Annotated in this window: 11 protein-coding genes; 4 read left to right on the forward strand and 7 right to left on the reverse strand. The window is 69.0% G+C overall.

Annotation, left to right across the window (positions count from 1 at the left end):
* Positions 1-112 precede the first annotated feature (112 nt).
* A complete protein-coding gene (locus C666_RS09060) occupies positions 113-1,069 on the reverse strand; it encodes an ABC transporter substrate-binding protein (protein ID WP_004337281.1) in 957 nt (318 codons plus the stop codon).
* Between the two features lie 168 nt (positions 1,070-1,237).
* Here C666_RS09060 and C666_RS09065 point away from each other — a divergent pair, with 168 nt between their 5' ends.
* Both C666_RS09065 and C666_RS09070 read left to right on the forward strand, forming a co-directional pair.
* Positions 1,238-3,040, forward strand: coding sequence for an ABC transporter ATP-binding protein (locus C666_RS09065; RefSeq protein WP_004337282.1), 1,803 nt, complete (start codon positions 1,238-1,240; stop codon positions 3,038-3,040).
* Positions 3,033-4,862 carry an ABC transporter ATP-binding protein gene (locus C666_RS09070; protein ID WP_211206733.1) on the forward strand — a complete coding sequence of 610 codons (1,830 nt, stop codon included), beginning with the start codon at positions 3,033-3,035 and terminating at the stop codon, positions 4,860-4,862. The genes C666_RS09065 and C666_RS09070 overlap by 8 nt, the downstream gene beginning before the upstream one ends.
* A gap of 39 nt (positions 4,863-4,901) precedes the next feature.
* On the opposite strand, the gene C666_RS09075 is transcribed toward C666_RS09070, so the two are convergent.
* A complete protein-coding gene (locus C666_RS09075) occupies positions 4,902-7,499 on the reverse strand; it encodes a sensor domain-containing protein (protein WP_004337287.1) in 2,598 nt (865 codons plus the stop codon).
* Between the two features lie 269 nt (positions 7,500-7,768).
* Between C666_RS09075 and C666_RS09080 the strand changes: the two genes are divergently transcribed.
* Positions 7,769-8,680 (forward strand): helix-turn-helix transcriptional regulator, encoded by a 912-nt coding sequence (locus tag C666_RS09080; RefSeq protein WP_004337290.1) that lies wholly within the window; start codon positions 7,769-7,771, stop codon positions 8,678-8,680.
* Between the two features lie 155 nt (positions 8,681-8,835).
* On the opposite strand, the gene C666_RS09085 is transcribed toward C666_RS09080, so the two are convergent.
* The 3 genes from C666_RS09085 to C666_RS09095 form a co-directional block, all read right to left on the reverse strand.
* A complete protein-coding gene (locus C666_RS09085) occupies positions 8,836-11,862 on the reverse strand; it encodes a phospholipase D-like domain-containing protein (RefSeq protein WP_211206734.1) in 3,027 nt (1,008 codons plus the stop codon).
* 103 nt (positions 11,863-11,965) lie between these two features.
* Entirely contained in the window at positions 11,966-15,592 is a 3,627-nt protein-coding gene (locus C666_RS09090) for a hypothetical protein (protein ID WP_004337295.1), read from the reverse strand.
* Position 15,593: 1 nt separating this feature from the next.
* Positions 15,594-22,889 (reverse strand): DUF6603 domain-containing protein, encoded by a 7,296-nt coding sequence (locus tag C666_RS09095; protein WP_028791920.1) that lies wholly within the window; start codon positions 22,887-22,889, stop codon positions 15,594-15,596.
* A gap of 157 nt (positions 22,890-23,046) precedes the next feature.
* On the opposite strand from C666_RS09095, the gene C666_RS20220 reads away from it, so the two are divergent.
* Positions 23,047-23,208 (forward strand): transposase, encoded by a 162-nt coding sequence (locus tag C666_RS20220; protein ID WP_004337299.1) that lies wholly within the window; start codon positions 23,047-23,049, stop codon positions 23,206-23,208.
* A gap of 680 nt (positions 23,209-23,888) precedes the next feature.
* Here C666_RS20220 and mmsB read toward each other — a convergent pair.
* Together mmsB and C666_RS09110 are read right to left on the reverse strand one after the other, a co-directional pair.
* Positions 23,889-24,797, reverse strand: a complete 909-nt coding sequence (gene mmsB / locus C666_RS09105) for a 3-hydroxyisobutyrate dehydrogenase (protein ID WP_004337302.1) — start codon at positions 24,795-24,797, stop codon at positions 23,889-23,891.
* Between the two features lie 88 nt (positions 24,798-24,885).
* Complete coding sequence (locus tag C666_RS09110) at positions 24,886-26,013, reverse strand: enoyl-CoA hydratase/isomerase family protein (RefSeq protein ID WP_004337304.1); 1,128 nt, start codon at positions 26,011-26,013, stop codon at positions 24,886-24,888.
* Positions 26,014-26,020: the final 7 nt, after the last annotated feature.

Below are 26,020 nucleotides of genomic sequence, written 5' to 3' on the forward strand. Positions count from 1 at the left end.
AGCAGCGCGCAGCCGGCCAGCAGCGCGGCGAGGCCGCGCGCGTCTGCGCTGGCGTCGGGGAGTGCGGCCGCGGCCGGGCCGGCGGGGGGCTGGACGTGCGGCATCGGACGGGTCAGCGGGCGAAGCGCATCGCGCGGGCGCGCGCGGCGGGGGGAATGTCGTCCGGGGCGGGGAAGTGCGCCGGGTACAGCAGGTGGGCCGCCTCGCGCAGCACCATGTCGCGCGCGATCGGGCCGTGCGGCATCACGTACTGGTCACCCACGTGCCAGGCGCGGCCGCTGCGCACCGCTTTCAGGCGCGGCCATGCGGGATGGTCGACGAAGGGGCCGTCGTCGCCCTTGAACGAGATGATCACGTCGGGGTCGAGGCTGATCAGGGTTTCCAGCGTGATCGCCGCGGAGTCGGGCGCGCCCGGCGGCGGCGTGGGGCTGGCGCCCTGCAGGTTGGCGGCGCCGAGGCGGCGGAGCAGGTGGGGCGTGAGGTGGTGGTCGTAGTAGGCGAAGGGCACGTCGGCCCAGTGCCACAGGAACACCACGCTCACGCCGCCCGGCGCACGTGCGGCGTATTCGTCCAGCCGCGCCAGGAAGGCGGCGTTGAGCGCCTCGCCCTCGGCCGCCTGGCCGAGCGCGGCGGCGGCGCGGGCGATCGCGTGCAGCGAGTCGTCCAGCGTGATCAGGTCGAAGGCGAGGAAGGTGCCGATCTCCTCGAACTTCTTCTCGAAGGGCTCGGTGTAGGTGCGCAGGCCGATGATCAGATCGGGGTCGAGCCGGGTCAGCACTTCGAGGTTGGTCTCATGCACTTCGCCCAGGTTGACGGCGCCGGCGGTGCGTTCGCCGAGAAAGGCCGACTGCTTGTTGTTGAGCGTCGACAGGCCATCCACCTTGCGCCCCAGCGCCGCCAGCAGGTCGGCGCCGAAGGTGGAGACCGAGGCCACCGACGCCGGGCGGGCGGCCACGGTCACCTGCTTGCCGCGGTCGTCGACGATGCTCAGCGGATAGTCCTGCGCCCGGGCCGGGCCGAGGGCGGCCAGCGCCAGGACGGCGGCGAGGGTGGAGCGGATCGGTTTCATCGTCGGCGGCTCGGTGAATGCGGGGTGGTGGCCAGTATCGTGTCGGCCGCAAACGCGCCGCCACCCGAATCGGGAGGAATTCGCCGCCGCTGCGGCAACCGATCCGGGTGGCGCGCGCAGGGGGCCGTCCTTACGCTGGCCGCCCTGTCCTGTCCGAGCGCGAGATCGATGACACATGATTCCGGAGCCGCCGACGCCTGGCGCCTGCTGGCCACCTTGACCGCCGGCCGGCGCATGGCCTGGCTGGCGGCCCTGTGGCTGACGATGGTGGCGGCGCTGGCCGAACTGGCGCCGTTCTGGCTGATCTATCGCGCCATCGCCCTGCTCGTCGAGGCGCCGCAGGCGCTGGGCGCGGCATTGCCCGGCCTGGCTGGCTGGCTGGCGCTGGCCCTGGTGCTGAAGTACCTCGCCTACGGCGGCGCCTACCTGCTGAGCCACCATGGCGCCTACGCCGTCATGGCCGCCACCCGGCGGCGCCTGGCGGGCCACCTGGCGGAAGCGCCCCTGCACTGGCTGTACGCGCAGGGCGCCGGGGCGCTCAAGCAGTCGGTGATCCAGGATGTGGAGCGCATGGAGGCCTTCCTCGCCCATCACACGGTCGAAGTCGGCGCCGCCGTGCTGGCGCCGCTGTGCGCCGCCGCGCTGTTATGGTGGGTCGATTGGCGGCTGGCGCTGGCCGTGCTGGCGACCGGGCCGCTGGCATGGCTGGGCGCGCACTGGACGCTGCGCGGCATGGGCCGCGACCACGACCGCTTCAACCGCGCCAGCGCGCGGCTCGACAACGCCACCGTCGAATACGTGCGCAACATGCCGGTGATGAAGGTGTTCTGCCGTGCCGGCGAGGGCTTCCAGCTCTTGCGACGGCGCCTGCATGACTACTACCGGCTGACCGGACGCATCACCCGGCGCACGGTGCCGGGCTGGGCCTTGTTCACCAGCATGCTGGGCGCGCATGTGCTGCTGGTGCTGCCGCTCGGGGCATGGCTGCACGGCCGCGGCGAGGCCGGCGCCGCCGACGTGGCGGCGGCCCTGCTGCTGGGGGCAGGGGTGTTCCGGCCGCTGCTGAAGGTGAGCCGCTTCTTCATGGAAATGCCGGAGATCTTCGCCGGGCTGCGGCGGATGGCGCCCATCCTTGCCTGTCGGCGTCCGCCCAGGCTACCGGCGCCGCATTCGCCGCCATCGTCCGCGCCGGAGACGCTGAGGCTGAGCGGCGTGGGCTTCGGCTACGGCGCGCGGGCGATCCTCGCCGACGTCAGCCTGACGCTGCGCCCCGGCAGCTTCAATGTGCTGGTCGGCCCTTCGGGTGCGGGCAAGACCACGCTGGCGCAGGTGGTGGCGGGCGTGTTGCCGCCCCTGGCCGGCGAGGCCTGCATCGGCGGCCGGCCGCTGGCGGCGCTGGATGACGCGGAGCGCGCGCGGCGGGTGGCGTTCGTGACGCAGGAGGTGTTCCTGTTCGCCGGCACGATCCGCGACAACCTGTGCCTGGCGCGGCCGCCGGCTCCGCCGGACGATGCGGCGCTGCACACGGCGCTGCGCGTGGCCCAGGCCGCAGAACTGGTGGCCGCGCTGCCGGAGGGCCTCGATACCGAACTGCGGGAACTGGGCACGCGTCTGTCCGGCGGCGAGCGCCAGCGCCTGGCGGTGGCGCGCGCCCTGCTCGCCGATACGCCGCTGCTGGTGCTCGACGAGGCCACCGCCTTCGCCGACAGCCTCACGCAGCGGGATTTCTTCCGCGCCCTGCGCGAAACCTATCCGCGCAAGACCTGCCTGGTGGTGGCGCATCGCCTGTACGGCATCGAGCGATCCGACCAGGTCCTGGTGCTGGAAGGAGGCAGGCTGAGCGGCTGCGGCGACCATGCCCGCCTGCTGCGCGAGCATGCCTGGTACCGGGGCATGTGGCGCTGCGAAGCGGAGAACGACGCCTGGGCGCTGCGGCGCGGCGCGGAACACGGCGGGGCGGCACATGACTGAAGAACCACGGCGCGTGGAAACGATGCCGGCCGGGTCCGGACGGCCCCCTGAAGCGCTCTCCGGGCGCGTGGCGATCCTGCGCAGCCTGCGCCGCATCCTGGCGCGCAGCGGTGCCGACGGCCGGGCCTTCCTGCTCGGCGTCGGCCTGCGCGGGCTGGAGCGGGTGTGCGAAATGCTGCCCTACCTGCTGGCCTACCTGTGGCTGGCGTCGCTGCCGGCGCCCGCTTCGTTCCCGCTGCCGCCCTGGTTGCCGCTGCCGGCGGCGCTGGCACTGGCGCTGCTGGGCGTGCTCGGCCTGCAATGGGCGCTGGCCTTCCACGGCCAGCGGCTGTGCTTCCTCGGCAGCTACCGCATCATCGGCGGCTATCGCGAACGGCTGATCGACCACGTGCGGGGCATGCCGCTGGGCAACCTGCAGCGGCAGCGGGTGGGGCAACTGGCCGACAGCCTGACCGACGACGTCCGGCGCCTGGAAGGCATCTTCACCCATGTCGCGGCCGATTGCGTCGCCGCGCTGTGCGCGGCACTGGCGGCGCTGGCGCTGCTGGCGTGGGCCGACTGGCGCCTGGCGTTGGCGCTGGCCCTGCCTTTGCCGCTGGCGGCGGCGGTGCTGCAGGCCGGCGCGGCGGCCTTCGAGCGTGCCGGCCTGCGCAAGCACGGGCGCTACCGCGAGGCGGCCGCGCTGCTGGTGGAGTTCATCGGCGGGCTGCCGACCTTGCGCCTGTACGACCGCACGGGCGACTGGCTGCGGCGGCTGGACGCATGTTTCGGCGAGCTGCGCCGGCTCAGCCTGGGGATCGAGAAATGGGGGGGCGGGCCGGTGATGGGCTACCGCCTGCTGGTGGAGGGCGGAGTGGCCTGCCTGCTTGCCGCAATCGCGTGGCTGGGGCTGCCGCCCGCGTCGACGCTGGCGCCGGCAGCGGTGCTGCTGGCCCTGCTGCTGGCCTACAAGGTGGTCGGCCCGCTGCTGGAAGTGGCGGAATACCTGGTGATGCTGCGCTACGCCTGCCAGAGCGAAATCAAGCTGGAGGCGCTGTGGCGGGTGAGGCCGCTGCCCGAGCCCTGGCTGCCGCGGCGCCCGAACGGGCATGGCGTGCGCTTCGAACGGGTGTCCTTCGCTTATGCGGGCGAGCGGGTGCTGCACGACATCAGCTTCACCGTGCCCGAACGCAGCCTGACCGCCATCGTCGGCCCGTCCGGCTCGGGCAAGAGTACGCTGCTGCATCTGCTGGCGCGCTTCCACGACCCCGACGAAGGGCGCATCTGCCTGGGCGGCGTGGACGCGCGGGCACTCGGCAGCGCGCAGTGGTACGGCGCGCTGAGCATGGTGTTCCAGCAGGTGCAGCTGTTCGACGGCAGCATCGAGGACAACCTGCGCCTGGGCCGCGCGCAGGCCAGCGACGCGGCCGTATGGGCGGCCTGCCGCGCGGCCGATTGCGAGGCGTTCATCCGCGCCCTGCCCGAGGGCATGCGCACGCGCGTCGGCGAGGGCGGGCTGAGCCTGTCCGGCGGCGAGCGCCAGCGCCTGTCGATCGCCCGCGCCCTGCTCAAGGATGCGCCGCTGCTGCTGCTCGACGAGGTGACGGCTGCGGTGGACCCGGCCTCGCAATCCGCCATCCAGCGGGCGCTGAACCGCCTGGCCGCCGAGCGTACCGTGATCATGGTGGCGCACCGCCTCCACACCATTCGCCACGCCGACCAGATCGTGGTGCTGCGCCAGGGCCGCATCGCCGAGACCGGCACCCATGCGCAGCTGCTGCGCCGCGGCGGGCTGTATGCCGAGCTGTGGGCGGCGCAGTCCGGCCCAGAGCAGGGGGCGTGATGCTCCCCGCGGCCCGGAGGCAGCGGGTGTGCAGGGGCCTCAGCCCGGCGCGCCGTCCTCGACCGCCGTGCCCAGCCAGCGCGCGAATTCGTCGGGCGGCAGCGGCTGGGAGAACAGATAGCCCTGTGCCACCGGATAGCCTTGCTCGCGCAGCATCTCGTTCTGCGTGGGGGTCTCGACGCCTTCGGCCACGACCGTCAGGTGCAGGCTCTTGCCGATGCCCAGGATCGCGCCGCTCAGCGCGCGGGCGGCTTCGTCGTGTTCGAGGTCGGCGACGAAGCTGCGGTCGAGCTTGAGCTCGGACACCGGCAGGCGGCGGAGGTAGCTGAGGCTGGAATAACCGGTGCCGAAGTCGTCCATCGACAGGCGCACGCCCCGGGCATGCACTTCGGTGAGGGTCTTCATCGTGCTGGGGTGGGTGTCCAGCAGCACGCTCTCGGTCAGCTCGACCGTCAGGTCCGCCGAATCCAGCGCGTTGCGCGCCAGCGTGTCGGAGATCATGCCGGGCAGGTCCAGGTTGTGGAAGCTGGTCGGCGACAGGTTGACCGACACCGCCGGCACCGACAGCCCCGCCGCCCGCCAGGCCGCGAGCTGGCGGCAGGCTTCGCGCAGCACCCAGCGCCCGAGGTCGCCGATCAGGCCGCATTCCTCGGCCAGCGGGATGAAGCGCACTGGCGGTATGACGCCGAATTCCGGGTGCGTCCACCGCGCCAGCGCCTCGACGCCGTACAGGCGGCCGCTGGCAAGGTCGATCTGCGGCTGGTAGTGCAAGTGCAGCTGGTTGTCCTGCAGGGCCTCGCGCAGCGCGTTCTCGAGGCGCAGGCGCTCCTGCGCCAGCTGGTTCATCTCGCTGCTGAAGAAGCGGGATTCGTTGCGGCCGCAGCTCTTGGCCTGGTACATGGCCATGTCGGCGCGGTGCAGCAGGGTTTCGATGTCGCGCCCGTCCGACGGGAACATGGCGATGCCGATGCTGGCCGACACCGACACCGTGGTGCCGGCGATCGACACCGGCCCGGCCAGCACGTGCTGGATGCGCTCGACCGCCCCGGCGGCCTCGTCGGCACTGCACCCCGGCAGCAGGATGACGAATTCGTCGCCCGACAGGCGGCCGGCGAAGTCGGTGCCGCGCAGTTGCTGCTGCAGGTGGGCGGCCACGTGGCGCAGCAGTTCGTCGCCGGCGGGATGGCCGAGCGAGTCATTGACCTGCTTGAAACGGTCCAGGTCGATGAACAGCACCGCCATGGACTTGTGCAGGCGGCTGCAGGTGGCGATTTCCTGGTCGGCCCTGGCGTACAGCAGGCTGCGGTTGGGCATGCCGGTCAGGCCGTCGTAGAACGCGAGCTCACGTATGCGCTGGCGGGAATGCTCGCGTTCGAGCGCCAGGGTGCACAAGTGGGTGCAGGCATCCACCAGGCGCTGGTGGAAATGCGCCGAAGAGGGCGACGCGGCCTGGCGCAGGTAGAAGGCGAAAGTGCCGATCACCTCGCCCCGGCTGTTGCGGATGGGGGTGGACCAGCAGCCCGTGAAGCCCAGTGACAGCACGAGGTCGCGGTATCCGTCCCACAGCGGGTCGTGGGCGATGTCCTGGACCCACACCGCCTCGTTGCGCCAGGCGGCCGTGCCGCAGGAGCCGGCGCGGGGGCCGATCTCGACGCCATCGAGCGCCTCGGTGTAATGCGCCGGCAGGCTGGGCGAGGCCAGCGGGTGCAGGCGGCCCTGTTCATCCACCTCCAGGATGGAGGCGGTCAGTTCGGGTGCGATCCGTTCGACTTCCTGGCAGATGATGTCCAGCACCTCGCTCAGCGGCTGTTCGCGCGCCATGGCGTCGAGCGCGCGGTGCTGCAGCACCTGGTGCAGCTTGGAGCTGGTGATGTCGGTCAGCATGGTGACGGTGTATTGCCAGCGCCCGCCGGCATCCATCACCGGGTTGCTGATGACCTTGGCCCAGTAGCGCTGGCCGTCCTTGCCGATGACGATCTCCTCGCGCTCGATCGAGCGTCCGGCGCGGAGTTCCGCGCGATAGGCCTCGATGAATGCCGCCTCCTGGTGTGGGGCCAGCAGCAGGATGGGTGAGGCGCCGATGGCTTCGTCCTGCCGCCAGCCGAGCAGGCGGCTGAATCCGGCATTCACGTAAACGATGGCGGAAGCCGCATCGCTGATGATCACCGCCGCATGGCTGGCGTCGGCCACCAGCGACAGGCGCAGCAGGTGTTCCTGCTGGTCCTGCTCCTGGCGCAGGCGCTCGGTGACGTCGGTGGCTACCTTCAGTATCTGGCGCACCCGGCCCTGCGCGTCGATGACGGGGACGTAGGTCGCCTCGAGCCAGCAACTGCTGTCGTCCTGCCGCACGCGCTCGGCCAGCCCCGAGCAGGCGTCGCCGTGGAGCAAGCGCGACCAGAAGGCCTGGTAGGCCTCGTCGTCGACGAAGCTCTTGCGGCAGAAACGGCTGTGATGGCTCCCCACCGCCTGCTCGCGCGTGAGTCCGAGCAGGCCGAGATAGTTGTCGTTGGCATGGGTCAGGGTGCCGTCCGGAGCGAATTCGGCCATCGCCATGACGCGTCCCAGGGCGGCGAGTTGCGTGGATGGCGCCATCGCGTGCGCGCCGGCGGGTAACGTGGTCTCTTCGGGCATGGGCATGCTCTGTTTCCAGGAAAAGGGATCGAACGGTTCGATACTCTGCCCGTCGGACTTGTTACAAAATATACCCGGCACTTCTTCGCCGCAGAAGTCCGGCAAGGGGGAAAGGAAGACTTTATTTGCGGAGGCCCCGCGAAACCCCCTGTGCCCGATGGCAGCGGCTTCGCTGCGCCGCCCGAACATGCCGCGCTGGCGCACCAGCGCCATCGAGGGGCAAGGATGCGCGGCGCTTGGTTCGCCGCTGGTGAACGGCTAAGATACGACGATTATTGATAATCGTTCTCATCGACATCATGCAGGCCCTGCAAGCGGCCGATCGTGCCGCACCGTCTTCTTCTTCCCTGGAGCCCCTGCTGGACGGGGCGGTCCGGCTGCAGCCGGGCCTGATCGTGTGCCACACCACGGCCATGGCGCTGGGGGCGGTGGCGGAGGAAAGATCCTTTCCGGGGGACCGCGACTATATCCACGTCAATTGCCAACTGGCGGGCCGCCTCGAAGGCACGCTCGGGCGGCATCGCCTGGACTACGTGCCGGGCCAGGGCTCGATCGGCTTTTCCGCGGGCGAGCGCTTTCGCCTGCGCCACTGCGCGCAGTTCCAGAACCTGGCGGTCATGCTGACGCCGGCCGCCCTGCGCGAACTGGCGGGGGACGAGATCTGCGAGCGGCTGGGCGGCGGCCTGTCGCCCGATTTCTTCGCCCGCCATGCCGGGCTGCGGCGCGACGCGCTGCGCATGGCCGGACGGGTGGCGGGCCTGATGGCCGCCTTTCCGCAGCAGCGCCTGCTGCTGCATGCGGCGGTGCTGGACTACCTGCACCGGCATTTCGCCTCTTTCCAGCCCCGCACATCCGTACCGGCTCTGTCCGTGCGGGAGCGCGAGCGGATCGAGGCCGCCCGGGCGCTGCTGCTGCGCGATCTCGGCACGCCGCCGACGATCGCCGAACTGGCCCGCGCAGTGGGACTCAACCAATGCAAGCTGAAGACCGGCTTCAGGCAGTGCTTCGGCAGCAGCATCTACGCGCTGTTCCAGAAGACACGCATGGAGCGGGCGCGTGAGCTGCTGCGAACCCACAACGTGACCGAGACGGCGATGCTGCTCGGCTATTCCAACATGAGCCATTTCAGCGCGGCCTTCCACAAGCAGTTCGCCTGCCCGCCGAGCCGCGCCGCGCACCTCCCGTGACGGCACGCCCTAGCAACAAAAGCCCAATACCTGATCACCGGCGATAAGGATTTTCTGGCGCTGGCCGACCGGTATCCCATCGTCACTCCCGCAGACTTCTGGACGCGACATGGGGCCTGATACTACAGCGCACGGGTGCAATCGGAAACCAAGACTCAAGCCTCGCTGAGAAATGCCGCCAGCCCTACTCCGGCAACGGCGCCGTTGCTGCCGTCGGGGTCGGCGACATCATTGCTCTGGAGAATCACGGTGGTGTCCTGCGGGCCATGCCATAGCGGCTGGATCAGCCCCGCGCCGCCCTGCGCCAGCAGGTCGCGGATCAGCGCGAAAGCCGAGGCGGGGCGGGCCAGGCGCAGGAATTCCGGCGTTGGCGCGCCATCGGCATTCAACTGCTGCACGCCCAGGCGCGCCGCCATCAGCGCGATCCGCTGGGCCTGCACCTTGCGGCTGTAGCCCGCCGCGATGTCGCGGTCGAACGAGGCGATGGCGGCGCTGCCGTCAAAGGTCATGCCGCGTCGGCGGATATGGGTGGCGCCAGTCAGCGACCAGACGTCGTCGACGATGGCCGTGGCGCCGCGCAGCTGCGCGGCGCGTCCCGGGAAGCCTCTGGGATGAAACGCCACCACCCTGCCCGGCGCCGCGCCGGCCAGGAGGTCGTAGGCCTCTTTGCGCTGGGCGAAGGCGCGCCGGGCAAAGGGCGCGGGCGCAAAATCGCCTTCGCGCGGCATGGCGATGATGACTTTCAGGTTCGGCCGCACCGTCAGGCGCTGCGCCAGCAGGGAGATCAGGTCGATCTCGCCGGTCGCGGGCACGCCGTCCGGTCTTGCGGTTCTCGACAGGCCCGCGGTTTCAAGATAGACCAGTTCTTCCGCCTCGGCGATGGCGCGGACAAGCGACCATAAGGCATCGCGCGATCCGTCGCGCGACAGGAAGTATTCGCGCCGGATTTCGTTGATCAGCCGGTCCTGGTTGGCCACGTCGATGCTGCCCGAAACCGGCGGCAGGCCAAGCGCGGCGGCAATGTCGTCGATCACCTGACCGAAGCTGATCGCCGTGCCGGTGTCGAGCGGATTGCCGGCCGGCAGCAAGGACAGCTCCGGCGTTTCGGCGATGGCCGCGACGCTTTGCAGCAAAGCGCCCGCGGAACTGCCCGCCGCAGGCGGGTTGGCGCTGTTGGGAGCGGGCGGATTCATATTGTCGCCGCCCGACATGGCGACCCAGCCCAACGAGGTCGCGCCCGTGCCGCCCGGCAGCGGGAGCAGCGACTGCGCCCGGCGAATGGCGTGGCGAGCCAGGTCATAGCCCAGCGCGCCGGTTGCCCTGACCGCGCTGAGATGCGTATCGGGGCCGGCCGGGTTGCCTGGATTGCCGTCGCGCAAGAGCGCCGAGCGCGTTGCACGCGTCCAGTGCGCGCCGGAAAGAACGCCGTCCCAATCCAGCCCGGTGTCGAGCTGCGGACTGCCGACGCCGGAGACGACGATGCTTTCCAGCCTGCCCATGGTCGGATGGCGCGGGCCTTCGCGGGGTTCGCTTTCACTGCCCAGGGCGCGAACGATGTCGATAGGGTTGGACAGGCCCGTAGCGGGGCTGACCGTGCGGGTCATGCCGAAAAGCGGCGCGGGGCAGATCGATTGCATCGACGGAGGAACCATCGCCATCGGATCGGGCGTCGCGAAAGGATCGGCAGGCAATGCGGCAGGCCCGGCCGCGATGTCCAGCCGCCGGTTCGCGAACAGCCGCCGGGCGCCCCGGCGCGGCGTGACGGCCAGATCGAACACCAGCACGGCGGGGCTGGGCTTGGGGTCGGTGGCGGCGATGCCCAGAGGATTCGCCACCAGTATCTGCGTCGCCTGCCCCGCCGCGACGATGGCGCTGCCTCCGTCTCCGCGCAGGAAGGACGGGGCTTCGCCGATCGAATCGATCAACTGGAACCGCTGGGCGTAGATCCGCACGGATGTGCCGTTCGGCAAGCTGTCGGCGGGCAGGGTCACGAGCACGTCGACGCCGCTGGTCCATGCCGCCGTCGCCCCCGTCAGCGGCGTGATGCTTCCCGCGGGTAGCCCTGTGGCGGTATCCAGCCCCGGAAAGGCAGGCCAATGGCCCGCCGCGCTGGTCGCGGGAGGAACGCCCACGCCGGCTGCGATCTGCGGCGCGACGGCGAAAACCAGCGGCGACCCATCGGCGCCCGCGAGCCGCCCGATGATCCGCCCGGACTCGGCCAGCAGGTCGGGGCCATCGGCAAGATAGTCGATCGTCACCCCGTCACGCACCTTGGGGCGCAGGTCGGCAGGCATTTTTCCGTCCTCGGCCGGAACGCCTCGCTGCACGCCGGTGCTGCGGTTGCCCAGGATATGCCAGTCCAGGTCGGTCGCGAAAGCACGCAGGAACTGGCGCGGCAAAGTAATCGCCGCTGGCAGCTGCGGCAGCGCCAGCGGCCCGGCCGCCATCGTCCCGCCCGTGTACCACCCCAGCCGCAGCCGCGCCGGCGCCGTCTCCCCGGCGCCCGCCAGGACCTCGCCGGCCGCGGGAACCATCAGCCCGTTCGCATCGGGCGAACCCGTCGCCGTGTCGCCGTTGCGTTTTTCCACCCCCGGCCCGCCCTCGACGGCCACGTAGGGCTTGCCATGCAGATCGGTGACCTGCACCTGGATGCCGCTGGCCAGACCGGCGATGGCGGCGACTCCGCCGCCGCCGCTTCGGTTCGCACCGCTGGCAGCGTCCAACGCCGGAAAGGCCGTCATCAAATCGTCGAACAGCGCCGCAACCGCAATGGGATCCACGATCAGGCCCCGATGATCGTGGAAGCTCATCGGTTCGGTACGGCCCAGCGAATCGCCCGGATCGTAGGTCTGCGGCGATTGATCGGGCGCGGGGCCGGCAAGGGTAAAGACCAGCGCCTCGGGCAGGATACGATGATGCGGCTGGCCCGGCAGCGCATAGCGGCCCTGCGCCAGCGCGCCCAGGCGCTGCACCGCCTGCGGATGCAGACGGAAGACGCCGACCGGCCCGATGATGGGCGCGCCGGCGGCATCGCGAAAGGCCGCGCCGCTGTCGAGAAATTCCAGAATGCCGAAGAACGGCGCCTGCGCCGCCCCCGAAGGCGTCAGCCGCAGCGCCGCCGGGTCGAAGGCCGGATTGGCGCTTCCCCATGTGGCCGACAGAATGGGCGCGGTCAGCCCCATCGCGGACAAGCCGTTGTCCCGCAGGGACTGCGCCGCAGCCGCCGGGGTCAAGGTGAAGACACTTACCATCGCCGATCTCCTGCCGCATTGGACTGCATGGCATCTACCCCTTTTTCCTGCGGGTGGCCGTCGCGCCATCCGGCGCCGTCACCGTCGCTTCGACCTGGGCCAGCGTTTCCCGCGTGAAGATCGATATGCTCAGCCGTTCGCCGATCCGCTGGCGCTTGACCGTATGGGTGGCGGCGGGCGGATTGAGCGGAATATCGGCCACAGCCGCCTCAAAGACCCAGGCGCTGCTGGCACGCCTGGGGGGGCGGGCAGGCCTGGCGAGAGGCGGCGTCAGCACGATCCGCAGGCGCCAGGGCTGTCCGTCCACGCTATCGTCCCGGACGTTTTCCAGCGTGAAGGTATAAAAATGCCCGCGCCCGGTGATCGAGAATTTTTCGATCGCCGACATGATGGGCGGCGCCAGCATCGCCCCCGCCTCGATCATGGCGATCTGCTCGGTCGCGCGGCCCAGGGGATCGATCAGCCGCACGGTCAGGCTGGCCGAATGATTGACGTCGGCGCGCCGCAGCAGGAAGGCGTACTGCCCGTCTCCCGTGCGCCACACGCCCGAGTCGGGGGCGGCAGGCGCCACGGTTTCCACCTGGTTCAGCGCCAGCCGCTTGCGATAGACCGGCTCGGCGCGATCCTGCTCCATTGCCTCGATCTCGAAGCTGTGCGGACCCAGGGGCGTCTCTCCGGTCGGCACGCTGCTGGAAAAGGCGGCAAGGACATCGCCCGGCCCGCCTCCCAGCCAGCTCAGGCTCAGGCTCGACAGCGGCGGCGGGCCGGCCGGGGGCACCAGCACCGGCACGGCGGGCGAAGCCTGCGAGCGTCCGCCCAGCACGCCGCGCTCCGGCAAGGAATCGGCCAGCGCGACTGCGCGATACCAGACGTATTTCCACGACCCGGGGGGCGTATCCGTGCCCGTCACCACCTCGATCGAGCCATCGGCGGCCGGATCGGACGGCGTGGTGAGCCAAGGCCCCGAGGAAGCGGAAATCTCCGCCAACGGCGGGCCCATGCTGTCCAGCGTGCGCGCCGCATCGGCGACGCGGGTGCGGTACAGCCTGATCCTGCGCGGATGGGCGCCGGCATCCGGACGAGTCTCGACACGGATGCGCGCGGCGAAGCCGTCGCCCTGCCCGACACGCCGCGCTTCGATCCGGGGCGGCGCGGGTTCGGCGATCTTCGGGGCCGCGTAGACGATCAGCGCGTCCGATGGCCGGGCGCCCGAGGGCCATGGCCCCTCGATCCCGCCGTGACTGACCGGCAGGACGATCCATGCGTGAATGGCCTGCGACCCGCGCGGGATGGTGGCATCCATGCTGGTCACTTCCAGAAGCGCGTCATTGACCCGCGTGAAGGCGTTGCGGTCGGGCACGGCGTCGAAGGCGGCCTTCATCGCCACCAGCCGCTCCGACAGCGTGGCCTGCGGCGCCGCGCGCGGTTGGCCGGTACGATCCAGGATGGTGAATTCGTTGGAGGTATAGAGTACATAGCCGGCGGCGGCCGGCTGGGCCGCCCATGACAGATGGGCATGGCCTTCGCCGGCGGCGTCGGGCAGGCTGGTCAGCGGCACGATGGGCACCACCTGCGTCACCCGCGCGCGCGGATCCGAGCCGTAGGCGAGCTTCTCCCGCGACCACGCGCCGAGCCGCATTGGCGCAAGCCGCTCCTGCACCCTGCCCCACAAGACCAGCCCGATATGCGGGGTCGCCGCGAAATCCAGCGCAAACCCCGGAACCGTCAGGCGGTAGCGGCGGCTGTCTCCCTGCGCCGGGCCGGGCGCGACCTCGGCATTGCCTTGCTCGTTCAATGCAATGATGCTGCCCCCGGCCACCGAAGGCACGTCTCCCGCAAAGGTGACCTTCACCGCTTTGCTCGCCCCCGTCAGCGAGGTCTGCATGGCGACCGGCATCAGGCCCAGGCCCGATGACGGTTCATCATGCCGCGTGGCCGCCGCGAACAAACGCCCCCGGAACTCGGCGGACGCCACGCGGCGCGCGCGCCAGTCCAGCACGAACTCGAGCCGCAACTCGGCGGGGCAAACGGTAGCGGGCGGCCCGGGGTCCGTTGGAACCAGCGTCGCATCGACGAACTGCACGGTTTCGGGCGCCGGCTGATCCTTGGCGAAAGGCACCGTGATCCAGGGCGACCAGACACCGAAAATAGTCTGCGTGGCGACGCCATAGCGGGCGTTGACGCTGCCCGGATCGTTGGGAATGGGGAAATAGCCGTCGCTGGCGCTTTGCCGCGTCCGTTCCAGGTCGTTGGGGTTCATGGCATCGGCGATCGGCAGAAAGCCGGGCGCCGAAATGCGCTTTTCCATCACGGCATCGGCATGTTGGCCAGGCTGGGCCAGATCGGCGCGGCCGACGGCAAAGCTGGCGGTGCGGGACAGGTTGTCCAGCGCCAGCCGCTCCCATGACAGCCGCACGGCGGCGCTCCAGGGCGCATCGGGCGCGACGGGCTGGTGATGGCCAAGAAAATCCGCCGTCAGGTCGGCGGGCGGCGGCGGCGGCACGGCCAGCCGGGGGCGCGGAATCAGCGCGGCATACTCCACTTCGTCGCCATTGCCCGCGCCTTTGGGACGCCACAGGCCCGTCACCATGTAATCCCAGTCGCTGACGCCCGGCTCGTTGAACAGTTCCATTTTGCCCAGCACGATGGGCGGCAGATCCTCATAAACGTAGCCCGTACCGAAGCCCAGCATCACCGCCTGCAGCGGATCGCTCGCCACCGCCATTTGCAGCAGCGTCAGCGGCGCGATCACCGCCTTGCCCGGCTCGCCGCTCATATGCTGGCCGCCGAGGTTTTCCGGCGGGTTGATCTGGACGTCCTGCGTATAGGCCGCCTGATCCATGGCCCGCAGATGCATCATCTTGTGCAGCATGGGCAGCAGCTGCATTTCGGCGTCGTGAATCAGCGCCGGCGCCGAAGGCGCGGACCAGGCCGGGGCCGGGTCGCCGGAAGAAAAGGCCTGATGCCAGCCGAAGGGATTGACGCCGCGCGACATCCGGTCGGCCGCGGCATCGACCGCGGGCATTTCTGCGCCGACCCGCCCCTGCTTGATGCCGTGGGATTGATGGGCGAGATCGGACCACTGCCCCTGGTCGACCGGCAGGCCGACCGTCTCGACCAGCTTCCAGTCGCCGATCTTGTCGGCCGAGCCCAGGGGCAGACCGAGGCAGGCAGTCACGTTCGCCCGGCCAAGAACGAGAAAGCCAGTGATGTAGGCCGCCTGAAAACGGATCGTATTGGAGCCTTGCGGCGCAAGCTGATAAGGCAGGACCGCCAGCCAGTGGCTTGAGCCGATCCCGTTCGCCAGCGGAACGATATGGCCGGCCGCGCCCGACGAGTCCGCGCGGATTTCCAGCGTCAGGGACATGACCGGCCTGGACAGCGTGACGGCGGTGCAGACGCTGCCGTCGGGAAGCGGAACCGAGTTCGTGTCGAATTCCAGCGCGCTTTCTTCCACCGGCATCGCGGGGCGGCGCCAGACCTTGAACGGCTCCACCGGCATGCCGATGCGGGGGCTCGACTGCCAGCGCAGAAATACCATGAGCGGCCTGTCGCTCAGGTCGGTCGGCGGCTTGCGCATCCCGTTGAACAGCGAGCGCGAGGTGATCAGGGCGCCTTGCCCCTTGAACGCCTGCGGATCGAAGATGCGTGGAGGTGCCATGTCAGTCCTCTTCTTCCCACGGCGCGCGCCGCAACGTTTCCGACAGGATGCGGAAGCTCGCGTCACTGGCGCCATTCCCGTCCAGATACTCCAGCGGGAATGCCTTGCGCACCAGATCGACATGCAGGATCTTGCCGCGCGCGCCCGGTTTCAGCGCAATGAGCAGGCGCTGTCCGCCGGGCGCCCAGACCAGCCTGTCGATGATCCCGTCTCCCGACTCCCCTTCCGCCACGCTCAGCCATTCCTGCGCCCGCATTTCGAGCCGCCTGACCGGCGTGGCATCGCTGGACCAGGTTTCGACCGGCAGCGACCGCAGGCGGCGCAGCGGCTCGGGCGCGTCGATCATGACCGCGACCGGCGCGGGCTGGGCCGCCGCATTCGCCTGCGCCCAGAAGATGACGATACGCGGCTGATCGGGCACCGGCATCGGTTCCAGGCCCGCCGCGATCAGCGCGCTATCGAGTTCGGGGCCCTGGGGCTCGCGGCCGGCGAATTGCGCGGCGACCGCCTGCAGCGCGCCGGCCGCGACGGCACGGTGCTCGGTACGGACCGCGGCGAACTCGGTCGCAAAGTTCTCGGTCGACGAGAAGCCGCCGGTCGAGAATGCCTTGCGCAGCACCAGCTCGCCCCTGGCGCTGGCGGGGGCGCCGATATCGACCGCCTCGATGTCCAGCAGATAATCGGTATAAGGATCCAGCGGAATCGGTATTTCGACCATCGAATGGCGCGCGCGGTTTTCATCGACGGGAATGCAGGGGCCGGCCTGCGCCATCAGCTCGGTCAGCACGGCCTCGAACGGAGACAGGTGGATGGCGCCGAGCGTTTGCAAGGTCGCCGCGACGATCGGGAAGGGATGCTGGACTCCCGGCTGATTCACCTGACGGAACGAAGCGGCCTTCAAGCGCGCCCGCAGTTCCTTGCCATAGGCCGCATACAGCTTGTCCACATCGTTCGTGTTGAAGACCAGCTTGACGTTCTCGTGGCCGAAGACGTGCTGTTCCTTTTCTTCGGGCAGCGTGCACAGCATCCAGGGGTCGAGCCGCGCCGGCGCGTTGGCGTCGGTGCGGAACCAGAAGGTTTCGACCTGCTGCGGGGCGTTGGTGACCACGTCTGTGTCGTCCTTGACCTTCACATCTGTGACCGTGGTGATCTTGTAGGTCTTGCCCGGCATCATCAGCGCCACATCGCCCGATTCGGGGCCGAGGAAGCTTTCGACCACGCTCCGGTTGCGGGTGATCTGCGTCTCGTCCCAATCGTGGCGGACCGCTTCGGAGCGCCGCGTCGCCTCGATCGCGGCAATGTAATAGCCGCGGCCCATCTGCTCCATCTTGGAATCGGCATGGGCCAGGCCGATCCGCACCGCCTGCGTACCCGCCGGCGGCTTCAGCGGCACGATCGCGGGGTGACGGTCGGAAAGCGTGTTGCCATACAGAACGGCATGATAGATGTCTTCCAGCCAGGGGCCGGAAGCGTCCAGCCAGCGCGCGGGCAGTGTCGCGTCCGGCAGCAAGTCCGATGCGTGAACCGGCTGTTCGGCCAGCAGATTGCCGCCGCCATCGACATAATGCAGCCGCAGGTAGCCGTCCGAGCGGCCATCGTAGGCGACCAGCGAGCGGTTCACGAACAGCAGGACGTGTCCTTCGAGTATGTCGCCGGTCTTCAGTTCGATCACGTCCGACAATGGGCCGTGCTTGTGGCCCAGGCGATCCAGCTCTTTGGCGATGCGATCGGACTGGCTGCGGTCACCGAAAGCCACAGGCTGGCCGATGTCCCAAAGCGGCGCGGCCAGCACGCGGCCATCGCACTCCCGGACACCGGGATTCCTGGACTCGACGGCGATCGCCTCGCTCGTCACCGAGGCCAGCGACGCCCGGTGTATCGCTTCGCCCCGGCTGAGGCGGGCAATGATTTCCCCCGCCTCGATCGCCGCAACGTCCAGCCGCTCGACCCGGCGCAGCATGGTGCTGCCCGCGGTCGCTTCGGCAAGAAGGGCGGACTCCTCGGCCAGCCGCTGCCGGAAGCGGCGCGGCTCGACGCCGGTGCCCAGCGTAACGGCGCGATTGGCCTTGGGCTCCGCCACTACCGCCTTGGGCGCCGCCACCAGCAGCTTTTCCTGGGCAACCTTGATCAGATCGGCCAGCGGGCCGGCCGCGATCCGATTGTCGGGCAGGCGCCGTATGTCGAGATTGCGCAGCGGCTCCTTCTGCGGATTCTTCTGCGGGTCTTTCTGTGGATCCTGCCTGACCATGCAGCGCACTTTGCCGCCCTGCACGATGGCGGGGATGATGCCGCGCTGGCGATCCAGTTCGCGGTTGCCGGTGCGCCACGTCTCGCGCACGTCCAGGCGCGTATCGGGATCCTCGGAGCGTTCGGTATTGTCCGGATCGGGCCAGGGCGTGCCGTTCAGCCGCCAGCCGGTCTCGGACGGCCCCAGGGGTTCTTCCTTGAAAGTCCAGAGAACCGGAGCGGCGGGCGCCGAATCATTACAGATCGTGCCCCAGCGTTCCAGCACGTTCTGTTCCTGGAATTCGGTGCGCTCCAACGCCTTCGGCGTCGGGTTCGGCACCCAGTCCAGCAGGGCCAGATGCGCCGAGATATTGGTGTCGGCCGGCGCATTCGCCGTCCACCAGACCGCCGGGGCGCTGCCCTCGCCGATGGCCGGGCTGCCGTCGGCGGTTTCCAGGCGCACCTCTTTCAGGTCATAGCGATACGAAAAATCGCCGCGCTTGATGAAGCCGTCGGCGGGCGCGCCGGACGACCCGTTCACGGCCTCGCCGAAGATGCTCAGCTCATCGTCGCGGGGCGTGGCCGACATGACGATGACGGGGATCGCATCGATCGGCACGACCGGCATCTGGCCGGCGCCGGGCTGGCCCGACTGCTGCACCGCGTCGCCGATCTTGGCATCGATCTTGCGGTCGGTGCCTGTGCCGACGGCCAGCGCGGGCGAGCGTCCGACCAGCGAGGCGGCGGTGATCAGTTTCGGCGCGGGCGGCAGGATTCTGTTTTCTTCGCCCAGATGAAAATCGACGCAGCCTTTCAGCGTGAAGAAGAACAGATCCAGCTCGCCGCAGACTTCGCCGTCGATACGGGCGATTTCCGATTTGACCTCGACACCATTGATCGTGGTGACTTTCTGGCCGACCTGCACCGCCAGCTCCGCCGAGGCCGACAAGGAAACGATGAACAGCTTCAGCTCGCCCCGCAGGTAAAGCAGGCCGCCCACGTAGAACGGCTCGAATCCCAGCACGGCGTTGAATCCCGCCGTGACCCGCAGGTAGAGATTGATCGAGGTATTGCCCCAGACGATCGAGACTTCCAGGCCCGCCGCCAGCGCCGTTCCCTGCACTGCGGGCAGGGCGGGCAGACTGCCGCTCCATGCGGGCCTGTAGGACGGAATGCCGTGGCCCGACACCATCGTATAGCCCGAACCGTCAAACACTTCCAGGATCTTGATGCGGATCGGCCCGGGCATCGGCCTCGGCGGGTCCTGGAGATCGTTGCCGGGGAACGTGCCCAGATAAATGTGCCAGTCGCTGCCGCTCTTGAGGTTGAAGAACGCCTCGATCGGAATCTTGATTTCCAGCAGCGGCTTGATCGTGAAGTCGACGGACAGCCCGATGCTCAGCATGCCGCGGCCGAAATCCAGGTCGATGACGCACATGAAAGTGCCTTCGGCCTTGGCGTCGCGCAGTTCGGGCAGCACCGCCAGCAGGTTGGCCTTGACCATCAGCAGGATGCGCGGGCCTGGCAGTTCCAGCAGGAACATGCCCTTCACGTTGAAAATGACGGGCGACCCCATCGTGCCCAGCGTGATGCCCGCCCCGAAGGCCCAGCGGTCGATCTCGGGCTTCCAGGCCTGCAGGTTGGTCGGATCGCCCTTCGCGCGATCCTTCAACCACGTCAGCGCGGGCGTCAGCGAATTGATCCCGGTCTCGTCCCGGCCGTAATGCATGGCGAACAGGCCAAGAAAACCGTAGATGCCGAAGCCCGACTGCGCCAGCGGAATCGCGACCGGCAGCTCGACTTCGAGCGCGATGGCAACGCCGGTGGCCGGCCCGCCCTTGCTGGCCGGGATCTGCGCCACGGCGATCTGGGCGGCGATGCGCAGCTTGATGGGAATCAGCGACACGTCCAGGCCGCCCTTGATTTCCATCATGCCGTCGCTGTTGTTCATCTCCATGTAGCCGTGGCCTTCCAGCACGCCGGGGACTTTCAACCCGGCTCCGAACGCGGTCAGCTCGGGTGGGCCCAGGGGATTCAGCGGCAGGCGCACGCGCGCCCGGTCAACGGTGATGACGCCCAGATCCGCGGTGAAGCCCAGGTCGATCTCGAAATTCAGCGGATTGGTGCGGGCGATGCGGGCGCCCACCACCTGGACGATATTGTTCAGCGGCTCCAGCAGCTTGACCTGGCCCGGCCCAGACACGTCGATGGAATAGCCCTTGGACTGGTCGAAGACCGGCCGCAGTTCCCAGGCCGCAGTCGATCCGGGAGGCTCGCCGAACTTGATGCCGATGGCCTTGTAGCGGACCGCCAGCGGCGTATCGCGCGGAATTTCGAGCAGGGTGAAGTCGCCCAGCTTCAACTTCATGGAAATCGCCGTTTCCACGTCGAACAGCAGCACGAACTCCCAGCGGTCGCCGACACGGCGGTAGCTGCCCTCGCCGCCGAACAGCACGACCCGCTCGACGTTGAGCAAAGGTTCCCCATCGATGCGCAGTTCCGCCAGCGCGCTGGGCACGGCGATGACGGCGCCCGACAGGAGGATGGGCACGATGCCGCCGTCGGCGGGATTGGCGGGTGCGATTTCGGCCAGCAGCGGCGTAAACACCGTGGTCATGCCCAGGATGTTGCGCGCGGTATTGGGCGCTTGCAGCGCCTGGCCGGGCAACTGGCCGGTCATCAGCAGGCCATCGCGGTCGTTGGGGTCGGCGCCGATATACAGCTTGGCCATATGGGTCTGGCTGGCCGGATCGGTCTGGTAGAGAAACAGAAAATCGGTGATGCCGTCGGCGGGGTTGTTGCCCATGCCGCTGATGTCGGAAATCGCATCGGCGCCCGAGCTGTCGATCTGATCTTCGAGCGCCGTCTGGAAATCCACCTGGCCCGACAGCTCCAGCGCGACGAACTGATCCTGCACGATCCGCACTTTCAGGCGCGCCTGCCGGAACCAGGATGGCGGCGTGGACGGGTCGGGCGGCGTCTCGATGAAGGGATCCGGCGGCTCGGGGGCCGTCGGGCGCCTCACCTCGCCATCGATCACCGGGCCGGGCAGCGCAACCGAGAAGCCCTCGATCCGCGCCCGCCACCATTGCTCGCGCGGTTCGCCGTGGCTCATCCACTCCGTTTTCCAGCTATTGGCGGGCTGGGCGGTGACCGGGATGATGTCGACAGGCAACTGGGTGACGGTGAAGCCCGCCAGGAACGGATCGCTGTCGATCAGCGCTTTCAGGCCGCGCGCCCGGCGCTGTGACAGCAGGTAGTTGTATTTCGCCTTCTGATCATCGCCGTCGTAGCTGGCGCTGCCCTTGATGGTGATCGTTTTGGGCGACACCCGCGACAGCACCTGCCGCCACGTCGGCAGGAACTGCCGCGCGGGCGGCTTCCAGAACGCGCTGGCCGAAGGGTTGATGGCCTGATCCGCGGAGGTGTTGACCGGATCGACCGAGAAAGCCTCGACATTGGCGATGGGAGGATGATCGAAGCGGAAATAGCCGTCGATCTGGCTGACGGTCTGGCCGGGAATGATCGCCCGCACGGTTCTCGTCTGCCCGCCATCGAGCGGCAGCGACAATGTGGGGCCATTGGCGAACGCACTGCCGTCGACCAGCCATTGCGTCGCGGGCTCAGGCAGCCCATCGACGGTGATGATGACCGAGTTGCCGCCATCGGCGACCAGCCGCAACGGCGGCACCGTCTGGCTGCGCCCGTCCAGCGTGATGGAAGTCGTCCGCAGGCTGGCCGACAGCAAGGGCTGCGCTCCCGGCGCCGGCTCCGTCATCTCCGACTCGCGCAGCCTGACCTGGATCGACAGGCTGCTCTGCTTCGGCGGCGCCGACCCGTCCTGGACGGTGATCGTGACCGGCTTGGGCGTAGCCGCCGCGGTGATGGCATGCAGATTGCCCGCGTGATCCGCGCCATCGAAACGGGCATTGATCTGATAGGGCGCCCGGCCGCCGGCCACGTCGATGACCATGCGCGACGACGCCGGCACACGGGCCTCGGCCTCCGTATCGGACAGGCGGTTGATACCGAACGCCTGGCCCTCGCCATCGAAAAACCGCGCAGCCAGCTTCAGCTCGCCCGACCCCTGGTTGATGACCGCGACATCGAAATCGCCGGTGATGCCCGAGGACTGGCCCAGGCCGATCAGCAGATTCTCGACCCCCACGTTGACGGCCAGATCCTCGGCCCCGTTCGGAGCGAAGAAAATCCTGATTTCCGGCAGATAGAGCCCGGTCCAGCTTTCGTCGAAGCCGAACTGATCCAGCACCTCGGGCGGGGTATAGCCGTCCGACAAATCCAGGAATGCCGTGCGAAAGGCAAAACCCACCACCCTGTCGTCGCCGATGAAGGCATAGGCGGGCTCCATCCGTATCATCTCGGCGGCGCCGATGTCGCCCGGATCGTCCAGCCCCGTCGCGCCCAGCGACAGCAGATCGACATTCAGCGTCGCCGCGGTGTCCGACCCCTGCGACAGGCGCAGCTTGATCCTGGGCAGATGGAAGACGACGTCCGGACGCGACTCATCCGGCACCAGCAGGCCGTTCGCCTCCATTTTGGCGGGCTTGAGGAAAGGCGGCCGCACCTCGATGCCCGTCAGAATCATGTCCAGCGTAAAGCCTGTGCCGGGATAATCCGAAGGCGGCGCGTCGGTGGGGATCGCGTCGAGCGCGGTCAGCACATTGCGTACCGGCTGGAAATCCGTGGCCGAGCCGGGCACCGCGGCAACCCCCGCCGCAACGATCTGCCCCGCCGCGCGTGGAATCGTCAGCGCGAACTCGATCCTGGTATCGGTGATGTCCAGCCAGGGTTCGCGCCGGTCGGGCTGATTGCGCGGATGCCCTTCGGCATTCGACGCGCCCGCCTGCAGCGTGCCTGTCGTCGGATCGAAGGTGGGCGTATCGACATTGCCCGAGAACCGTGCCACGCCCCGGATCGAAGTGCCGTCCGCGCTGCTGGCGGTCTCGTAGCTTTCGACATAGATAACCGATAGCGCCGCATGCCATGTGGTTGCCTCGCCTTTCAGCAGATAGGGGCGCACCAGATCAGCCAATGCCAGATCGAACTGCATCGAGAACCCCCTCGTCAGGCGATAACTACAACTCAATAGAAAGTCATGCCGATCAGTTCAGGTTAGAGTATGAAGTTTGTTTGTCAATATGGTTGAGTCTGCCCCCGAAAACCGCAACCCCATGCAGAATGATTCAATAATGCCAAGGAGAATGGAAATGACGAAGTCAACGAGAGCGCGTTACACGCTGGAGTCCAAGCTTGAAGTGGTACGACTGGTCAAGAGCGGGCAGGGCGAGAGCACGACAGCCAAAATCCTGGGTATCGTGCAGCAGACGCTGCACAACTGGGTCAAAGTTGGGCACAACGAAAAGCTGTAAGGATATCCAGCGCAAGCGCATTCCGGCACGTCGGCCGCCTGGGTCGAGGCGGCGGAACGAAATGAGGCGGCCGTGGATGTGCTGCCTGCGTCCATCGCCTGCCCCGGTGGACGAATATTGCGTGACCTGTCGCAGCAAGGCCATTTGCGCAAGCGGGTGTTCGATGCCGACGGGCAACTGCTTGCGGTGCACGTGCTGCGTACCACGCATGCCGCCCCGCCTCTTGCATTACCGTGGGAGGCGAAACCGGCAGCGAGCTTCGCGCGCTTGGGCGGGGCGCCCTGGTTCTTCAGCCTGGGCGCCAAGGCAATGAGCTATTACGAACGCCTGCCGGATGCGCCGGGGCGCATGGAGGAGGACCCGCTATGTAGGATGGGTGGCGCTGACGGACCGGCACCCGGCATCGGCCCGCCGGCACTGGAAGCGGACCTGGCCAGCCGCGACGATATGCGCGGCACGGGGGTATCCGACGCGCCCTACATGGCGCCGCTGCGTCGCTGGCGTCATACCCAGCAGCCCAATGCCTATGCATGGGTGGTGGTGCCACCATCGTCCGCTTGCGATGCCTTCATGGCGGGCCAGCCCGATTTTTCCGATGCGGAAGGCTTGGCAGATGGAGCGGTTGATGCCGTATGGCGGGCGGAACCCCGGCCATGGGCCGTGATTCCGCCTGTCCGGATTCAGCCCCCTCGCGCCTGCAGCAGCCCGATGATGCTGGAAAAATCCAGCCCGCCGTTGCCGGCGCGGCTGTGCGCGGCGTACAGGGACTCGGCCAGCCCGCCCAGCGGCACCGGGCTGCGGCTGGCGATGGCTGCTTCCAGCGCGAGGCCGAGGTCCTTCAGCATCAGGTCGGTGCCGAAGCCGCCGCTGTAGCCGCGCGCGGCGGGCGCGGTTTCCATGACGCCGGGCACCGGGTTGTACTTTTCCAGCACCCAGTTGCCGCCGGAGCTGACCTTCATGATGCCGGCCAGCACCGCCGGGTCCAGGCCGAGTGACTGGCCCAGCGACAGTGCCTCGCTGGTGCCCACCATCAGGATGCCGAGCAGCATGTTGTTGCACAGTTTGGCCGATTGTCCGGCGCCGGCGCCGCCGGCGTGGAAGAGGTTTTGGCCCATGCGGCGCAGGATGGGTTCGGCACGGGCGAGGTCGTCCGCCGTGCCGCCGACCATGAAGGTCAGCGTGCCGCCGGCGGCGCCGGCGGTGCCGCCGGAGACCGGCGCGTCGAGCACGGCGATGCCGCCGGCCTGGCCGGCCGCGGCCAGCTTCTGCGCGCTGGCCGGGGCGATGGTGCTGCAGTCGATGAGCAGGGTGCCGGCGGGCAGGGCGGCGAGCAGGCCGGGTTCATGGCCATTGCCGAGGAACAGCCCTTCGACGTGGCGGCTGGCGGGCAGCATGCTGATGACCACGTCCGCGCCTTCCGCCGCGGCGCGGGCGGAGTCGGCGATGCGGGCGCCGTGTTCGGCGACGCGCGCGCAGGCGGCGGCGTCGAGGTCGAAGGCCTGCACGGTGAGGCCGGCCCTGGCGAGGTTGATGGCCATCGGTCCGCCCATGTTGCCGAGACCGATGAAGGCGATGGTTTGAGTACTCATGGGTAGGCGTCTCCTTGGTGTATGGTCCGCCGCCGCGTCCCCGTGGCCGTGGCGCGGGGAGGTGGCGGCGGGGGTGTGCGTGGCGGGGTCAGAGGCCGAGATCGGCCAGCGGATGCGGGCCGCTGTAGCGCGGCTTGAAGTGGTCCTCGACGGCTTCGTCGGGGACGGCGTCCAGCGTGGCGTACTGCCAGCGCGGGCTGCGATCCTTGTCGATGAGCAGCGCGCGCACGCCTTCGGCGAAATCGCGGTGGGCGGTGGCGGCGACCGAGACGTGGTATTCGGTGCGGAACACCTCGGCCAGCGACAGGTGGCGCGTGCGCTGCCACAGCGCCCATGACAGCCGCGCCGAGCTCGGCGCGCCGCGCGCGAAGGTCTTGCCGGCGGCGGCGAGCCAGGGGTCGGCATTCTCGGCGAGCGCGGTCAGGCGGGCGGCGATGCCGGCCAGGCCGTCGTGGCCGATCAGGGTTTCGATGCGGTCGAAGTGGGCGCGCAGCGGCGAAGCGGGCACGTTGGCGCAGGCGGCCAACTGGTCGAGCAGCGCGCCGAGACGGGCGTGGTTGCTCCGCCCGGGTGCGTCCGGCGCGTCCCAGCGGGTGTCGGCGATCAGCGCGGGCAGCCGTGCGCGTTCGGCGTCGTCGACGATGAAGTCGGCCAGCCCGGCGAAGCGCGCGTCGGCGGCGTTGAGCGGCGCGCCGGTGAGCGCCAGGAACAGGCCGGTGTGCCCCGGCATGTGGCGCAGGAACCAGCTTCCGCCGACGTCCGGGTACAGGCCGATGGTGATCTCCGGCATCGCCATGCGGGTGGTGGGCGTGGCGACGCGGTGCGAGGCGCCCGCCATCAGGCCGATGCCGCCGCCCATGACGATGCCCTGGCCCCAGCAGACGACGGGCTTGGGGTAGGTGTGGATGCGGTGGTCGAGGCGGTATTCGCGTTCGAAGAAGGCCTTGGCCTCGGCCGGCGCCTCGCCTTCGGGCGCGGCCTTGATCGCATGGTAGAGCGCGGCCACGTCGCCGCCGGCGCAGAAGGCCTTGTCGCCGCCGTCGAGCAGCACGCCGACGATGGCGGGGTCGGCCGCCCAGGCGTCGAGCTGCGGCGCGAGGCGGTCGATCATGTCCAGCGACAGGGCGTTGAGGCTCTTGGGCGCATTCAGCGTCGCATGGCCGAAGCGCCGGCCGCAGGCGGTGGAGAATTCGCGCAGGATCACGCAGTCGTTCATTCGTTCG

It is taken from the genome of Thauera linaloolentis 47Lol = DSM 12138, assembly GCF_000310205.1.
Lineage (GTDB): Bacteria > Pseudomonadota > Gammaproteobacteria > Burkholderiales > Rhodocyclaceae > Thauera > Thauera linaloolentis.

Bases quoted from the DNA above. Each gene is read 5' to 3' on its own strand.
- C666_RS09060 (WP_004337281.1), bottom strand. From the start codon at position 1,069: ATGAAACCGATCCGCTCCACCCTCGCCGCCGTCCTGGCGCTGGCCGCC.
- C666_RS09065 (WP_004337282.1), top strand. From the start codon at position 1,238: ATGACACATGATTCCGGAGCCGCCGACGCCTGGCGCCTGCTGGCCACC.
- C666_RS09070 (WP_211206733.1), top strand. From the start codon at position 3,033: ATGACTGAAGAACCACGGCGCGTGGAAACGATGCCGGCCGGGTCCGGA.
- C666_RS09075 (WP_004337287.1), bottom strand. From the start codon at position 7,499: ATGCCCATGCCCGAAGAGACCACGTTACCCGCCGGCGCGCACGCGATG.
- C666_RS09085 (WP_211206734.1), bottom strand. From the start codon at position 11,862: ATGGGGCTGACCGCGCCCATTCTGTCGGCCACATGGGGAAGCGCCAAT.
- C666_RS09090 (WP_004337295.1), bottom strand. From the start codon at position 15,592: ATGGCACCTCCACGCATCTTCGATCCGCAGGCGTTCAAGGGGCAAGGC.
- C666_RS09095 (WP_028791920.1), bottom strand. From the start codon at position 22,889: ATGCAGTTCGATCTGGCATTGGCTGATCTGGTGCGCCCCTATCTGCTG.
- C666_RS20220 (WP_004337299.1), top strand. From the start codon at position 23,047: ATGACGAAGTCAACGAGAGCGCGTTACACGCTGGAGTCCAAGCTTGAA.
- mmsB (WP_004337302.1), bottom strand. From the start codon at position 24,797: ATGAGTACTCAAACCATCGCCTTCATCGGTCTCGGCAACATGGGCGGA.
- C666_RS09110 (WP_004337304.1), bottom strand. From the start codon at position 26,013: ATGAACGACTGCGTGATCCTGCGCGAATTCTCCACCGCCTGCGGCCGG.